This window comes from Streptomyces sp. NPDC031474 (genome assembly GCF_055581185.1).
The window spans coordinates 42,006-56,843 of sequence record NZ_JBVIJX010000033.1 but is presented as its reverse complement, the minus strand read 5'-3'; the positions used below and the strand labels follow the sequence as shown (position 1 = coordinate 56,843).

The window sequence follows — 14,838 nt, the reverse complement described above, 5'->3', positions numbered from 1 at the left end:
GATGGGGAAGCGCCCGCCGCCGGCCGGCGTGGGGGTCGGCTCGATACCGCACTCGTAGGCCTCGAGCTTGGCGCGGTTGTACCGCTTCGGCCCGATCAGCGTGGCCATGACCACGGAGAAGATCGCAAAGCCTGCCCCGAGGGCTCCCAGTACGAGGATGGGCGCATACGCGTTCACCGCTCCTCGCTCCTCTCAGTCGGCACTGACTGCTGGCGATGGCATCGGACTCACGTCAGCCCCACCGGTCCCACGAACCCCGCCCGTCCCGGCGAAGATCGCGAACATGTGAAGCAGGTCACAAGCCCAACTGCCTCGCATCTTATGCCCGCCGCTCTGTGATCTGCGACACGGGGTATTACACAAGCTTTGTGATCTCCACCACCTGACGAAGGATCATGAAGTCATATCAGCGGTGATCTTCATACGCGAAGCGTCAGAGTGATCACAAGAAGTGACATTTACGCTCGTCACCGCAGGCCGCGAGGGGCGTCTCCATATCAAGAAGCTTCCCTTGCATGCAAATTCGTGATGGACGCGGCGTCCTGATAGAGGGCCGCGTTCACACATCAGGGGGAGCGCGGGACGGGGTGTGGACGACTCGTGGACGCGTGCACGCGTTCACGAGCGGAGGCGATCCCGCCGCATGCGCGAGACGCGGCCGCTGCGGTAACCGTTCCGTGACCTCCGCCACATTCGTGAGAGGCGTCTAAGAAGCGGGCTTGGCCAACAGTCTCGACCGGTGGTAGGTGCCGGGCAATCCGGGCGTAACGACGAAAGCCCATGATCACAGGCTTGATCACCTGCGTCCGTAATGTCCGTTACGGCGTCAATAAAGAACGCGAGGCAGGGGAATTGGGGCGTCGATTGAACAACTGTGGCGCAGCACACGTTTCTTGAAGGTATGGAGGAGCCCCTGATACCGGTTGGACTCATGTCCCACACCGCTCACATACGCAGCCACCGGAAACCCCGCCGCAGCGCGTCGACGATCGCGATGCGGGCCGGAGTCGCCAGTGGTGTCCTCGGCACGCTGGCCGTCGCCACGGCGGCCGGTTCGGCGAACGCCGCCGAGCCGGTGACGCAGACGCTCGAACTGCCCGTACTCACGGGCGACCTGGCCGCCCAGGTCGCGCAGTCCGCTGAGGCCACGCAGCAGGCCGCAGCGAACTACCAGCTGCAGGCCGAGCGTGACGCGGCCGCCGCAGCAGCCGCCAAGGAGGCCAAGAAGGACCTCGCCGACGCCAAGGCCGAGGCGACGAAGAAGGCGGAGGCCGCCCGCAAGGCCGCCGCCGAGCGTGCCACGCGCAACGCCGAGCGGACCACGCTGGCCTCGACGTCCGCGCCGAGCAGCAGCTCCACCAGCTCGTCCACGGCGACCGGTTCGGCCGCCGCTGTCATCGCGTTCGTGAAGGCGCAGATCGGGGACGCCTACGTCTCCGGCGGGACGGGCCCCAACTCGTGGGACTGCTCGGGTCTGGTGCAGACCGCCTTCAAGCAGGTCGGCATCGACCTGCCGCGTGTCTCGCAGGACCAGTCCACCGCCGGCACCCAGGTGTCGCTGGACAACCTGCAGCCGGGCGACATCCTCTACTGGGGCAGCGCGGGCAGCGCGTACCACGTGGCGGTGTACGTCGGCGACGGCATGTTCGTCGGCGCGCAGAACCCGTCCACCGGCGTGGCCGAGAAGCCGCTGTCGTACGACCCGCCGACCGGAGCGGTGCGGGTGCTCTGACACCCTCTCGGTGCCCGTGAGGGCACCTCACGCACGGAAGGGCCGCAGCCGCTCGGGGGCAGCGGCCCTTCGGGCTCCGCCTGCCCGTCCGGCGGCGGGCCCGATCGCCCCGCAGCTCGAACGCTCGCTCGGCCGGCCACGCGGGCCGCTCCCCCGGCACGTTCGGGCGCGCATCGGCGGCCCCTCCAGCCCCTCCCACGCCGGCCCTCCCACGTCCACCAGCTCCTCTGGCGCCCCTCCCGCGCCGGCCCTTCTCACGCCAGCCCCTCCCCTCACGTCGGGCTCGCCTCCTTGGCCGCCCTCTCGGTGCGTTCGGGCGGGCGTCAGCCGCGCCTCTGGCGCGCTCGGCCACGCATCCCGGCCTCCCTCGTCGCGCGGGCACCACGCGCCGCTCTCTCGGCCTGCTCGGCCACACGGGCTTCGCTGCTGCCGCTCCTCTCCCGACGCGCGGACGCGGTTGTCGTTCTCTTGGGATGCTCGGTGGGCGGGTTGTGGAGCTCCATGGCCTGTCCATGAGATGGAGGAGAGAACGTCATGCCACGTGTGTTCGTGCAAGGGCAGCCGGTTGCCTCGTATCCGCCGTTCGCGCCCGAGGCCCGGGGTGGGTCGGTGCGGCGGATCACCGAGGTCGGTGAAGAGGTCCTGCACAAGTCGTGCCGGGACGTCACAGAGTTCGGGCCGGATCTCGCCGCGCTCATCGACGACATGTTCCTCACCATGTACGTCGCCGACGGGGCCGGCCTTGCGGCGAACCAGGTCGGTGTCGGACTGCGGGTCTTCGTCTACGACTGCTGGGACGACGAAGGTGTCCGACATGTCGGACACATCGTCAATCCAGTGCTGGACCGGCTCGACCCGGACGGGCGACGGCTGCTCGACGAGGGCGAGGGGTGTCTGTCGGTGCCGGGCGCCGTCATGGACGTACCGCGGCCGGACCGGGCCGTGGTGCGGGGATACGACCGGGAGGGCCGTCCGCTGGTCGTCGAGGGGCGCGGGTACTTCGCGCGGTGCCTGGAACACGAGAGTGACCATCTCGACGGACAGGTCTATCTGGACCGGCTTTCGAAGAGGGGCCGGAAGGACGCCCTGCGGCAGGTCGCGGACCGGCGGGAAGAGGTCTTCGCGCGCCGGGCCGCCAAGGCCACGGCCCTGAGCCAGGCCCAGGCCCAGGCCCAGGAGGCCCGGCCTCAGGCCCTGCCACAGCCCTGAGCCGGGGACCCGGATCCTGCCACAGCCCTGAGCCGGGGACCCGGACCCTGCCACAGCCCTGAGTCGGGGATCCGGATCCTGCCACCGCCCTGAGTCAGGCTCGGCCAACGCCCCCGGGCCGGACCGGCCGCCGGACGGCCGGTGTTCTCCGGATCGGGGTGGTTGGCGTCCCAGGGGTGGGGTGGTTGGTGGTCAGGCCTTTGGGGCTACCTTGCTCAGGCCGTTGATGATGCGGTCCATCGCGTCGCCGCCCGTGGGGTCGGTCAGGTTGGCGAGCATCTTGAGGGTGAACTTCATCAGCAAGGGGTGGGTCAGGCCGCGCTGGGCCGCGATCTTCATGACCTTCGGGTTGCCGATGAGCTTCACGAAGGCGCGGCCCAGCGTGTAGTAGCCGCCGTAGGTGTCCGCGAGGATCTGCGGGTAGCGCTGCAGGGCGAGTTCACGCTGGCCGGGGGTGGCGCGGGCGTGGGCCTGGACGATGACGTCGGCGGCGATCTGGCCGGACTCCATGGCGTAGGCGATGCCCTCGCCGTTGAAGGGGTTCACCAGGCCGCCGGCGTCGCCGACCAGCAGCAGCCCCTTGGTGTAGTGGGGCTTGCGGTTGAAGGCCATGGGGAGGGCGGCGCCGCGGATCGGGCCGGTCATGTTCTCCGGGGTGTAGCCCCAGTCCTCCGGCATGGACGCACACCAGGCCTTGAGGACCTCGCGCCAGTCGAGTTCCTTGAAGGAGTCGGAGGTGTTCAGCACGCCCAGGCCGACGTTCGACGTGCCGTCTCCCATGCCGAAGATCCAGCCGTAGCCCGGCAGCAGCCGGTCCTCGCCGGGGCCTCGGCGGTCCCACAGCTCCAGCCAGGACTCCAGGTAGTCGTCCTCGTGGCGCGGGGAGGTGAAGTAGGTGCGGACGGCGACGCCCATCGGGCGGTCCTCGCGGCGGTGCAGGCCCATCGCGAGCGAGAGGCGGGTGGAGTTGCCGTCGGCGGCCACCACCAGCGGGGCGTGGAAGGTGACTTCACGCTTCTCCTCGCCGAGCTTGGCGCGCACACCGGTGATGCGGCCGGTGCGGTCGTCGATGATCGGGGCGCCGACGTTGCAGCGCTCGTACAGGCGGGCGCCCGCCTTCTGGGCCTGGCGGGCGAGCTGTTCGTCGAAGTCGTCGCGCTTGCGGACGAGGCCGTAGTCGGGGAAGGAGGCGAGATCCGGCCAGTCGAGCTGCAGGCGCACCCCGCCGCCGATGATCCTGAGGCCCTTGTTGCGCAGCCAGCCGGCCTCCTCGGAGATGTCGATGCCCATGGCCACGAGCTGCTTGGTGGCGCGCGGGGTGAGGCCGTCGCCGCAGACCTTCTCGCGCGGGAACTCGGTCTTCTCGAGGAGGAGTACGTCGAGTCCGGCCTTGGCGAGGTAGTAGGCGGTCGTGGAGCCGGCCGGCCCCGCGCCGACGACGATCACGTCGGCGGTGTTCTCGGAGAAGTGCTCGGCGTGGGGCTCGTTCACGGCGGTCACGGCGGGATCTCCCCAAGTTCGGAATCTGCGTGCCGACCGGCACTGGACATGGGCAGTCTATTCAGCAGAATTGATCACCCCGCTGAAGGGCTGCCCAGTGAACCGAGCTCTCCCCGAAGTACGGCTGCGTGTTCCCACGGACGAGGACGCGGTCGCGTGGCACCGGGTGTTCGACCACCCGGAGGTGATGGAGTTCCACGGAGGCAGATCCGCGGAGCTGTCCGCCTACGAGGAGCTCACCGCCCGCCAGCGGCGGCACGACGCCGAGCACGGCTTCTGTCTGTGGACGATGCTGGACCGGGACGGCCGGGTCATCGGCTTCACGGGCGCCCAGCCGTGGCCGCGGGAGTGGGGTCCCAAGGGCGAGATCGAGATCGGGTGGCGGCTGGGGCGGGAGCACTGGGGGCGGGGGTATGCGACGACGGCCGCGCAGATGACGCTGGATCGGGTGCGGGCGGCCGGGGTGCCGGGGGTGGTGGCCATGGTCGACGCGCGCAACGAGCGGTCGATCGCCGTCGCGCAACGGCTGGGTATGCGGCTCTCGGAGGTGTTCCTGACGCCTGAGCTGGAGCGGGAAGGGCATTGCTACCGCCTCACCTGGTGACGCTCTGTAGCGACCGGCGCGATTATCGGCTACAGAAAGACACCTGACGCTTCCGGGCGGCACCCACGGGCGGTTACCCTTCCAGTACCGCTGGGGGTGACATCTGTGCTCATACCGCCCAAAACACCCGAAGTGCGCGTGCCGAGGTTCGTGGGTCTGATGGCCGTGGACGCGCGTGAGGCGGCCGTGGCGCACGGCGTGCTGCTGGCCGCGCCGGACCGGCCCGACTTCCATCGCGCGGTCGTCGACTACGTCGTACGGCAGTACCCGCCGCCAGGTGTCGAGGTGCCGCGTGGTGCCGTCGTCACCGTGTGGTTCGACTTCGGTGAGGGGGAGGGCGGCGGAGGCGCGGGCGTGCGCGAGCCGCGCGTGCCGAGACCGGGCGGGGGCGGGCTGGAGCGCGAGCTGGACCAGCCCGGGGATCCCTTCGAGGCGATCAGCAGGTAGGTGCGTGGGAGCGTGGCCGCGCAGGCACGCCGAAAACCGGGCCTCAGGCGTCCTTGAAGCCTCGGTGGAGGGTGACCACGCCGCCGGTCAGGTTGCGCCAGGCGACCTTCGACCAGCCGGCCTTGCGCAGGTGCTCGGCGAGGGCGGGCTGGTCGGGCCAGGCGCGGATGGACTCGGCGAGGTAGACGTAGGCGTCGGGGTTGGAGGAGACCGCGCGGGCAACCGGGGGCAGGGCGCGCATCAGGTACTCGGTGTAGACGGTCCGGAAGGGCGCCCAGGTCGGGTGCGAGAACTCGCAGATCACGACGCGTCCGCCGGGGCGGGTCACCCGGTACATCTCGCGCAGGGCGGCGTCGAAGTCCTGCACGTTGCGCAGGCCGAAGGAGATGGTGACGGCGTCGAAGGTGTCGTCCTTGAAGGGCAGCCGCGTCGCGTCCCCGGCCGTGAAGGGCAGCCATGCGTGGTTCCGCTTGCCGACCTGGAGCATGCCGAGGGAGAAGTCGCAGGGGACGACGTAGGCGCCGGTGCGGGCGAAGGGGAGGGAGGAGGTGGCAGTGCCCGCGGCGAGGTCCAGGACCTTCTGGGCGGGGCGGGCGTCGACCGCCTTCGCGACCTCCTTGCGCCACCTCCGGTCCTGGCCCAGCGACAGCACGTCGTTGGTCAGGTCGTACCGTTCCGCCACGCGGTCGAACATCGAGGCGACTTCGTTGGGCTGCTTGTTCAGGGAAGCGCGGGTCACCCGTCCATTGTGGCAGCCCCTCCCTCACCGGCTCACGGCAGGAGCCTCGGCTTCTTCCGTGCCGCCACGTCCTCGACCCACCCGCACGCCAGCACGAAGACGCCGATCAGCAGCCAGCCCACGCCGAACATGAACCACTGGCTGTCCAGCGGCAGGTACGTCTCGAACGCGGGGATGTCCCAGAACCGGTCGATCAGCGGGACGGCGAGGATCAGGGCGATCTCGTGCCAGAGGTAGATCGTCACCGCGCGCGCGTTGAAGACGGTGACGACGCGGTTCGTGCGCCGGAGCCGGGTGAGCCAGGCGAAGTCGATGCCGAAGTAGGCCTTCGCCCACATCAGCAGCATGACGAAGCCGGCTGACCAGAAGGCCTGCGCGAGCGGGATCTCGTCCAGGTCGTAGGTGCCGGCGTCCGCCTGGTGCGTGAAGGCGTACCAGCCGCCGAAGCCGATCGCCGCCAGCGACACCAAGGTCACCAGGGCAGGCTTCATGCGCTGCAGGACACCGTCGCGGTGCGCGAAGCCGAGCATCCAGCAGAAGAGGTACGTCGACAGGTCCCACAGCGCGCTGCCGACACGGTTGTCCGGGCCGGCCCAGACGAAGTTCAGGACCAGGATCGGCGCGAAGGAGAGCGCCAGCACAGGGATGTCTGGGAGCGCTCGCCGCCGGCGTCGTGGAACAGCACCGACGCGCCCTTGCCGTCCTTCGGCGTGGCCCACTGGACGATCTTCGAGACGCCCGGCTTCTTCCAGTCGTCGCTGTCGGTGTCGACGAAGACGCTGGTGTAACCGTCCTCGCCGAGCTTCTCGTAGACGGGCCAGCTGTAGTTGTCGATGGCGTCCGTCTCGGAGGAGTACGGGGCGCGGAAGAGCGTCGTCGTGATGCCGGCCGCGCCCGCGAGGGCGAGCTGGGTCTGCTCCATCTCCCGGTTGACGCGGGCGTCGGACTGGTAGGAGAGGTCGACGTGGGTGAAGGTGTGGACGCCCACCTCGTTGCCCTCCTCGACCATGTCCTTCACGATGCCCGGATAGCGCGACACCATCGAGCCGACCAGGAAGAACGTGCCGGGCACGGCGTACTCCCGGAGGATCTGAAGGACCTGGGGGGTCCAGGTCGGGTTCGGGCCGTCGTCGAAGGTCAGCGCGATCGTCTTGTCGGGCACCGAGACGGTGGTGGCCTGGCCGCCCCGGAAGGTCAGGATGGGACCGCCGTCGAGGATCTTCTCGGGCACCTTGCTTGCGGCGGCACCGGTGCGCACCCGCTGGTCGCCGCCGACCTCGGCGCGCAGATAGCCGTCCAGGAGCATCACGCTGGTCAGTGCGAGCAGAAGCAGCAGGGCGAGGATGACACGCGGTTTCTGCAGCGCCGCGGCCTTGCCCGCCGCCCGCTCCATGCGGGTCGGGGCGCGGCGGCGGCCGCGGGAGGAAGTGGTCGTCATGGAAGTGGCCGCGCTCCGGTCAGTTGGCGGCCGCGGAGGCGGTCGCGGTCGGGGCGGAGCTGGGCGGCTCGCCGGTGACGACGCCCGAGGGCGGGGTGCCGGTGGGCTTCGAGGGCGGGGTGCCGACACCGCCCTGCGGCTGGATGCCGCCGGGGCCGGGGTTCTGGGCGCCTCTCGGACCTGCGCCGCCGAACGGCAGCAGCGAGGACGGGGTCAGGGACGTGCCCCAGCCCATGAAGGCGGCGCCGAGGACGACGGCGTACGCGAGGCAGCCGACTCCCAGGACGAGACCGATCCGGCGCAGCAGCTTCGACCTGCGTCCGGAGTTGTCAACGAACACGGGCCCCTCCGCGGAGGCGTCGTCACGTTTGCGACTGCGACGGCGGCCGCGGGCTGCGGCACGGCTTTCGATGGCAGGCTCGGATTGCATTCCCCGGATATTAGAGAGCCTTTATGTGACACAAACTCTGAGCCTCATGTGAGAGGCCCATGAGAAACGGGTGAACCTGTCCAATCCCTAGAGATCCATGAAACTCCTGCGCAACCGCCACTCACCATGGGAGGGTTGATTATCCCTTTTGGGCGGGTGGTTATCACCTTTTGTTTCGGTGCTGAGAGAGAAGTCACGAAAGCGGGTGCATACGCAATGAGGAGTTTCCTGATGCCGACGGCCGGGGTCGCCTGCCTGTTCGCCCTGGCCCTGGCGGGATGCTCCGCGGGGTCCGACAACACGTCCGGCGCGGCCCCCAAGGCCACGGACAACGCAACAGACAATGCAACAGACAGTGCAACGGGCAACGACACGGACAACGCAACGGGCAAGAGCACCTCCTACGCGCCCTACGTGAGCGCGGCGGAGGCCTCCGTCAACGACTCCGCAGGCTCGCCGACGACGTACAACCTGGCGTTCGTGATCGCCGACGGCAGCAGTTGTACGCCGAAGTGGAACGAGACGAACGCCATCGACGACTCGGCGGTGAAGTCCCGTATCTCGGCGTTGACGAAGTCGGGCGCCACGGTGCGGGTCTCCTTCGGCGGGGCCTCCGGCAAGGAGTTGGCGGCCACCTGTGACAGCGCGTCGGAACTCGCCGAGGCGTACGGAGCGGCGCTCGACGCGGCCGGCTCCACGCAGGCCGACTTCGACATTGAGGGCGACGAACTCACCGACTCCGCCTCGGTCGCCCTGCGCTCCCGGGCGATCGCGGCGCTGCAGAAGGAACGGCCCGGCCTGGAGGTCTCCTTCACGCTCCCGGTGATGCCGTCCGGGCTGGACTCCGACAGCCTGGCGCTGCTGGCGTCCGCGAACAAGTACGACGTGCAGGTGTCGACCGTCAACCTCATGACAATGAACTACGGCGAGTCGTACGCCGATGACATGGGCGGATACGCGATCACCTCGGCGACGGCGGCGCAGGCGCAGTTGAAGTCGGTGTTCGGGACGGAGGACTCCGTCGCGTGGAGGGGGATGGCGCTGACCTCGATGATCGGGACCAACGATGTCGCGGGCGAGACGTTTTCGCTGGCGGATGCGGCTCAGGTACGGGCGTTCGCCGAGCAGAAGGGGATTTCCTGGGTTTCCATGTGGTCGACGTTCCGGGATCAGCAGTGTTCGGACGAGGACTCGGCCAAGGATGACGCTCTGACCAACTGCAGTGGGGTCGAGCAGAGTTCGGGAGCATTTGCGGAGGCGTTTTCGAAGTAGGAGAAAACCCTCCCTGCGACCCGCCGCCCACCGCCCGTCTACCGTCGCCGGTAGACGATGCGGCCCTCCACCACCGTGGCCACGCACGTGGCTGCGCCGCGCTCCGTCAGCTCGGTCTCGTCCTGTACGTCGAAGACGGCGAACCGGGCTGCGGAGTGCCGCTCCCGTGGCGGCGCGAACTCGACCGGGAGCCCGGCGGCGTACGGGTCGAGCGCGGGGGTCCCGCCGGGGCGCCCGATGCGGCCCATGACCGCCAGGCCGGAGCGGTGCACGGCGTCCCGCACCGCGCGGTTGCGCAGTTCCTCGCAGGCCGCCCGGACCGTGCCGTGCGCCAGCATGCGCTGTACCCCGCGCCGGACGCTCGCGCCCCAGCGGACATCGTCCATGGTGAGCGCCGCCAGCGCGTCCCCGGTCAGCGGCGCGGTGCCCAGCAGGTCGGCCTCGCGCGGATCCGGGTGGTACGCCTCCTCCAGCAGCTCGTTGCCGTGCAGGTTGATCAGGCCGGGCGTCAGGATGCCGGGCCAGGTACGGACCCGCGCGCGCGGATGAGCCGCGACGAGTTCCTCCAGCGGCCCGGCGTCGGCGATCCAGGCGCCGTCGACGGCGAGCGCCCGGCCCCTGGAGTCGGCGTGAATCGTCAGCATACGAAGGCTAGTTGGAGGTGAGGAGCTTCAGTTCGGGGTGGGCCGTGCCGCCCGCGATGGCCGTGGACGAGATGTGGGACATGACCCGCTCGTCGACGGGGTCGTTCGCCGGGTCGTCGTGCACGACGAGGTGCTCGTACGTCGTCGCGCGCTGGGCCGGAACGCGGCCCGCCTTGCGGATCAGGTCGATGATCTCGAGCCGGTTGGAGCGGTGCTTGGCGCCGGCCGAGGAGACGACGTTCTCCTCCAGCATGATCGAGCCGAGGTCGTCCGCGCCGTAGTGCAGGGAGAGTTGGCCGACCTCCTTGCCCGTGGTCAGCCAGGAACCCTGAATGTGCCGGATGTTGTCCATGAACAGCCGGGCGATGGCGATCATCCGCAGGTACTCGAAGAGCGTGGCCTGCGTGCGGCCCTTCAGGTGGTTGTTCTCGGGCTGGTAGGTGTACGGGATGAAGGCGCGGAAGCCGCCCGTCCGGTCCTGTACGTCACGGATCATCCGCAGGTGCTCGATGCGCTCGGCGTTGGTCTCGCCGGTGCCCATCAGCATGGTCGACGTCGACTCCACGCCCAGGTTGTGCGCGGTCTCCATGATCTCCAGCCAGCGCTCGCCGGACTCCTTCAGGGGCGCGATGGCCTTGCGGGGGCGCTCGGGGAGCAGCTCCGCGCCGGCGCCGGCGAAGGAGTCGAGACCGGCCGCGTGGATCCGCGAGATGGCCTCCTCCACGCTCACCTTGGAGATCCGTGCCATGTGCTCGACCTCGGACGCGCCCAGCGAGTGGATCACCAGCTGCGGGAACGCCTCCTTGATGGCGGCGAAGTGCTTCTCGTAGTACTCGACGCCGTAGTCCGGGTGGTGGCCGCCCTGGAACATGATCTGCGTGCCGCCGAGTTCGACGGTCTCGGCGCAGCGGCGCAGGATGTCGTCCAGGTCGCGGGACCAGCCCTTGGCGGTGTCCTTCGGGGCCGCGTAGAAGGCGCAGAACTTGCACGCCGTGACGCACACGTTCGTGTAGTTGATGTTCCGCTCGATGATGTACGTCGCGATGTGCTCGGTTCCCGCGTACAGACGGCGGCGTACGGCGTCGGCGGCGGCGCCGAGCGCGTGCAGCGGGGCGTCGCGGTAGAGGTCGAGGGCCTCTTCCGGGGTGATCCGCCCGCCGTCCGCGGCACGGTCGAGCACAGACTGGAGGTCGGCCTTCTCGGGCACCGGAGCGTCCCTTTCGTCAAGGGTTGTGGACGGACCGAACCAGCCTACGCCAGCCGTTTCGCCACCCGGACCTCAGGCCGCGTACGCGCCGATCAGCAGACCCGTGAACGTCCCCGCGAGCATGAAAGGCCCGAAGGCGATCGTCGCCTTGCGCCCATCCCGTCCCACGACGGCCAGCACTGCCCCGTACAGCGCCCCGAACCCGAACGCGGCGAGCGTGCCCAGCATGACCGTGGCCCAGCCGTACCAGCCGAGGACGGCGCCCATGCCCAGCGCCAGCTTGACGTCGCCGAAGGCCAGGCCGGCGGGGTTGACGAGGTGCAGCACGAGGTAGCCGACGCCGAGAGCGAGCGCGCCCAGCAGGGCCGTCGTCCAGTGACCGGCGTGCTCGGGCAGCAGCGCGGCCGGGCCCAGCAGGGCGAGGGCGGCGGCCGCGAGCGGGAGGGTGAGCGGATCGGGCAGCCGGCGGGCCCGCAGGTCGACGACGGCCAGCAGCACCCCGACCGGCACGAGCACCAGCCATACGACCAGCTCGGGCCGGACCCCGGTGGCGGCGGCGAGCGCGGCGCACAGGAGCGCGGTGAGAACGGGCAGGAGGAGGGCGCCGGGGGCGTAGGAGGGGGTGCGCCGACCGCATCTCGCCCGGCCGAGCCACCCCCGGATCGGGTGGCCGTCCGGGCAGGTCGACCGCCAGCCGGGGTCCTCCTCCGAACCGTCCTCCGTCTCCTCCCAGGGCACGGCGAACCGGTAGGCGGCGCGTGGCAGCAGCGCGCCCGCCACGGCGCCCCAGAGTGCGGCGACGGCGGCCAGCGTCAGGTCACTGGGAGGTGTGGTCATCCGCTATCGGACCTTCCCCTATCGGACCTTCCCCTATCGGACCTTCGACATCCGCGCCACCGGGTTGCCCTCGGCCGCGCTGTCCGAGGTGTAGGTGAGGTCGTCGCCGGTCGGGGTGAGGCGGATCGTGTGGGGCGTCGGATTGCAGCCCGCGTGGTTGCTCTTCGCCCCGACGGAGGTGGCGACGACGTCCTTCTTCGTCACCTGCTTCAGCGTCAGGATGTCGACACAGACGCCGCCGAGCACATCGGTCTGCCGCAGCTCGCCCACCTTCTTGCCCACGTCGGCCTGTTGGACCGTCACCCGGAAGGTGCCCATCGGGAGGGCGCCGTCGAGGCCGGTGCCCTGGCCCTCCCAGGTGCCGACGTAGCGGGCCGGGAGTGCGGTGGGCGCGGTGCCGTCGTGGCCGCCGTCCTCGGCGTCGGAGCTCGAAGCGGCCGTCGGCGCGGGCGAGTAGGCGCCGGCGCCGGAGCTCCCGGCGTCACGGTCGCCGTTCGGCAGCAGGTCGAACAGGAACACCGAGCCGACCGTCACCGCCGCCATCGCGCCCGCGACCGCCAGCACGACGGTGCAGCTCAGCCGTCGTCCGCGCCCGCCCTCGCCGGGTGTCGCGCCGGCCGCCACGGTGACGGAGACCTTGCCGGGACGTCCGCCTTCGGCGGCGACCGGCTCGGCGTCCCGGGGCGCGGGCACGGAAGGCGCCCCGTCCACGGGCGTGGCGGCGGCGCTCCCGCCCATCACGGGCGGCGGCCCGAACTCGCCCACCGTCAGCGCCGGTTGCCCCGACGTCACCGCCGGACTGCTGAACCCCACCGGCCCGGACACGCCAACGGCCGCACCCGCACCCGCACTCGCACTCGCACCGACGCCTGACCCCGCGCCCTCACCCTCACCCGCACTCGTCACCTCCAGGTTCAGCAGATGTACGGCGCTCCGCCCCACCTGCTCCACCAGCGGCCCCGGCAGCCACCCGCGCGCCACCAGCCGGGCCGCGCCCTCGGGAGCGAGCCGGTGGGCCACTTCGGACGGCGACGGCCGTGCGGTCGGGTCCTTGGACAGGCAGGACTCGACCACCGACCGCAGCTCACCACGGAGTTCGCCGTCCGGCTCGCCCAGTTCGGGCAGCTCGTGGACGACCTTGTAGAGGAGGGCGGCCGAGGAGTCGCCGGGGAACGGGGGCCGCCCTCTCGCCGCGTACGCCAGCACCGCGCCGAGGGAGAAGACGTCGGACGCGCCGGACGCGCCCTTGCCGAGGATCTGCTCGGGGGCCATGTAGCCGGGCGAGCCGACCGAGACGCCGGTCGAGGTGAGGGAGGCGGTGCCGTCGGTCGCGCGGGCGATGCCGAAGTCGATCAGCAAGGGGCCGTCGACGGTCAGCAGGACGTTGGACGGCTTCACGTCCCGGTGCACCAGGCCCAGCTCGTGCACGGTCGTGAGCGCCTCCGCCAGGCCCGCGCCCAGGACCCGTACGGAGGTCTCGGGCAGCGGTCCGCCGCCGGAGGTGACCGCGGCGGCCAGGGAGGGGCCGGCCGCGTAGCCGGTGGCGACCCACGGGATCGCGGCCTCCGGATCGGCGTCCAGGACCGGCGCTGTCCAGGCTCCGCCGACCCGCCGCGCGGCCTCGACCTCGCGCCGGAAACGGGCGCGGAACTCCTCGTCGAGGGCGAGGTGCGGGTGCACGATCTTCACGGCGACCGTGCGGCCGCCGGCGCTGCGGCCCAGGTAGACGCGGCCCATTCCGCCGGACCCGAGCCGGCCGAGCAGCCGGTAGGGCCCCACGGCCGTGGGTTCGTCGGCTCCGAGCGCCTGCATGGACGTCCACCCCTCCCCCGTAAGGACACCCGCCATGACCCCGTAGGCCCCGTAAGGAGCCCGTAAGTCTCTGCACAGCAGGTTACGCAGAACGGGGGTTGAGCAGTTCCACGTTCACGTCCGCCGGGAAGCCCGTCGTCGGGCCGACGCGGCGGGCGAACTCGGTCACGGCCGCGAGCTGGGGTGCGCCGAAGCGGAAGTCGAGGGTGGTGAAGTACCGCTCCAGGACCTGTTCGTCGAACTCCTCCCAGCGGGCCGCCTGCTCGGCGACCTTGCCGACCTCCTCCAGGGAGAGGCGGCAGGAGTCGAGGAAGGCCTGGTGGACCTCGCGGGTGATGACCGGCTCGCGCTCCAGGTAGTCCCGACGGGCCGCCCACACCGCGAAGACGAAGGGCAGGCCGGTCCACTCCTTCCACAGCGCGCCGAGGTCGTGCACCTCCAGGCCGAAGCGCGGTCCGTCCAGCAGGTTGGCCCGCAGGGCGGCGTCGCCGATGAGTACGGCGGCCTCGGCCTCCTGCATCATCAGGCTGAGGTCGGGCGGGCAGGTGTAGTAGTCGGGCCGCACGCCGAAACGGTCCTCCAGCAGAAGCTGGGCGAGGCGGACGGAGGTGCGGGAGGTCGAGCCGAGGGCGACACGGGCGCCGTCCAGCTCCTCCAGCGGGACCTTCGAGACGATCACGCAGGACATCACCGGGCCGTCGCAGCCGACGGCGATGTCGGGGAAGGCGACCAGGTCGTCGGCGTTCTTGAGGAACTCGACGAGGGTGATGGGCCCGATGTCGAGGTCGCCCTGCACCAGTCGCTCGCTGAGCTTCTCCGGGGTGTCCTTGGTCAGCTCGAAGTCGAGGAGGGTGCCGGTTCTCGCGAGCCCCCAGTACAGGGGCAGGCAGTTGAGGAACTGGATGTGGCCGACGCGCGGCCGGGTGCGAGAATTGTCCACATCGCGAGGCTAGACCCCTTCGGGTAC

General features: G+C 70.4%; 14 protein-coding genes and 2 pseudogenes. 5 read left to right on the top strand and 11 right to left on the bottom strand.

The features are described from left to right. Positions 1-177, bottom strand: a 177-nt coding sequence (gene ndhC, locus ACZ5SK_RS44095) for an NADH-quinone oxidoreductase subunit A (protein WP_361709605.1), incomplete at its 3' end; no start/stop codon positions are given. A 754-nt stretch (positions 178-931) separates the two neighbouring features. On the opposite strand from ndhC, the gene ACZ5SK_RS44090 reads away from it, so the two are divergent. Both ACZ5SK_RS44090 and def read left to right on the top strand, forming a co-directional pair. Further along, positions 932-1,732, top strand: coding sequence for a C40 family peptidase (locus ACZ5SK_RS44090; protein WP_334577896.1), 801 nt, complete (start codon positions 932-934; stop codon positions 1,730-1,732). Positions 1,733-2,266: 534 nt separating this feature from the next. After that, positions 2,267-2,941, top strand: a complete 675-nt coding sequence (gene def, locus ACZ5SK_RS44085; RefSeq protein ID WP_457495984.1) for a peptide deformylase — start codon at positions 2,267-2,269, stop codon at positions 2,939-2,941. Positions 2,942-3,133: 192 nt separating this feature from the next. On the opposite strand, the gene ACZ5SK_RS44080 is transcribed toward def, so the two are convergent. Further along, entirely contained in the window at positions 3,134-4,441 is a 1,308-nt protein-coding gene (locus tag ACZ5SK_RS44080) for a geranylgeranyl reductase family protein (protein WP_334577898.1), read from the bottom strand. A gap of 97 nt (positions 4,442-4,538) precedes the next feature. Here ACZ5SK_RS44080 and ACZ5SK_RS44075 point away from each other — a divergent pair, with 97 nt between their 5' ends. Then, a complete protein-coding gene (locus tag ACZ5SK_RS44075) occupies positions 4,539-5,045 on the top strand; it encodes a GNAT family N-acetyltransferase (protein ID WP_468577757.1) in 507 nt (168 codons plus the stop codon). 132 nt (positions 5,046-5,177) lie between these two features. Beyond that, the gene (locus tag ACZ5SK_RS44070; RefSeq protein ID WP_468577755.1) at positions 5,178-5,492 is read left to right on the top strand and encodes a PASTA domain-containing protein; all 315 of its coding nucleotides are present in this window, start codon (positions 5,178-5,180) and stop codon (positions 5,490-5,492) included. A gap of 43 nt (positions 5,493-5,535) precedes the next feature. Here ACZ5SK_RS44070 and ACZ5SK_RS44065 read toward each other — a convergent pair whose 3' ends face one another. The 4 genes and pseudogenes from ACZ5SK_RS44065 to ACZ5SK_RS44050 all read right to left on the bottom strand — a co-directional run bounded on the left by ACZ5SK_RS44065 (position 5,536) and on the right by ACZ5SK_RS44050 (position 8,009). Further along, a complete protein-coding gene (locus ACZ5SK_RS44065; protein ID WP_079660509.1) occupies positions 5,536-6,231 on the bottom strand; it encodes a demethylmenaquinone methyltransferase in 696 nt (231 codons plus the stop codon). A 32-nt stretch (positions 6,232-6,263) separates the two neighbouring features. Next, positions 6,264-6,887, bottom strand: a pseudogene (locus ACZ5SK_RS44060) (acyltransferase family protein); the annotation flags it as partial. Further along, positions 6,878-7,669, bottom strand: a pseudogene (locus ACZ5SK_RS44055) (polysaccharide deacetylase family protein); the annotation flags it as partial. The pseudogenes ACZ5SK_RS44055 and ACZ5SK_RS44060, both read right to left, overlap by 10 nt. 19 nt (positions 7,670-7,688) lie before the next feature. Further along, a complete protein-coding gene (locus ACZ5SK_RS44050) occupies positions 7,689-8,009 on the bottom strand; it encodes a hypothetical protein (protein ID WP_457495985.1) in 321 nt (106 codons plus the stop codon). A 306-nt stretch (positions 8,010-8,315) separates the two neighbouring features. Here ACZ5SK_RS44050 and ACZ5SK_RS44045 point away from each other — a divergent pair, with 306 nt between their 5' ends. Further along, positions 8,316-9,371: a chitinase gene (locus tag ACZ5SK_RS44045; protein ID WP_334577902.1), complete on the top strand. Its 1,056-nt coding sequence runs from the start codon at positions 8,316-8,318 to the stop codon at positions 9,369-9,371. A gap of 38 nt (positions 9,372-9,409) precedes the next feature. Here ACZ5SK_RS44045 and ACZ5SK_RS44040 read toward each other — a convergent pair whose 3' ends face one another. The 5 genes from ACZ5SK_RS44040 to ACZ5SK_RS44020 form a co-directional block, all read right to left on the bottom strand. After that, complete coding sequence (locus ACZ5SK_RS44040) at positions 9,410-10,015, bottom strand: hypothetical protein (protein WP_334577903.1); 606 nt, start codon at positions 10,013-10,015, stop codon at positions 9,410-9,412. Positions 10,016-10,022: 7 nt separating this feature from the next. Continuing rightward, on the bottom strand, positions 10,023-11,222 hold the full coding sequence (gene mqnC / locus ACZ5SK_RS44035; protein WP_334577904.1) for a cyclic dehypoxanthinyl futalosine synthase: 1,200 nt from the start codon (positions 11,220-11,222) through the stop codon (positions 10,023-10,025). 72 nt (positions 11,223-11,294) lie between these two features. Then, a complete protein-coding gene (locus ACZ5SK_RS44030; protein ID WP_457494689.1) occupies positions 11,295-12,059 on the bottom strand; it encodes a prepilin peptidase in 765 nt (254 codons plus the stop codon). A 33-nt stretch (positions 12,060-12,092) separates the two neighbouring features. After that, a complete protein-coding gene (locus tag ACZ5SK_RS44025; protein ID WP_468577752.1) occupies positions 12,093-13,871 on the bottom strand; it encodes a serine/threonine-protein kinase in 1,779 nt (592 codons plus the stop codon). A gap of 82 nt (positions 13,872-13,953) precedes the next feature. Continuing rightward, the gene (locus ACZ5SK_RS44020) at positions 13,954-14,811 is read right to left on the bottom strand and encodes a menaquinone biosynthetic enzyme MqnA/MqnD family protein (RefSeq protein WP_334577907.1); all 858 of its coding nucleotides are present in this window, start codon (positions 14,809-14,811) and stop codon (positions 13,954-13,956) included. Positions 14,812-14,838: the final 27 nt, after the last annotated feature.

Excerpts from the sequence above, each read along its gene's own strand:
- ACZ5SK_RS44090 (WP_334577896.1), top strand. The coding sequence starts at position 932 with ATGTCCCACACCGCTCACATACGCAGCCACCGGAAACCCCGCCGCAGC.
- def (WP_457495984.1), top strand. The coding sequence starts at position 2,267 with ATGCCACGTGTGTTCGTGCAAGGGCAGCCGGTTGCCTCGTATCCGCCG.
- ACZ5SK_RS44045 (WP_334577902.1), top strand. The coding sequence starts at position 8,316 with ATGAGGAGTTTCCTGATGCCGACGGCCGGGGTCGCCTGCCTGTTCGCC.
- ACZ5SK_RS44040 (WP_334577903.1), bottom strand. The coding sequence starts at position 10,015 with ATGCTGACGATTCACGCCGACTCCAGGGGCCGGGCGCTCGCCGTCGAC.
- ACZ5SK_RS44030 (WP_457494689.1), bottom strand. The coding sequence starts at position 12,059 with ATGACCACACCTCCCAGTGACCTGACGCTGGCCGCCGTCGCCGCACTC.
- ACZ5SK_RS44025 (WP_468577752.1), bottom strand. The coding sequence starts at position 13,871 with ATGCAGGCGCTCGGAGCCGACGAACCCACGGCCGTGGGGCCCTACCGG.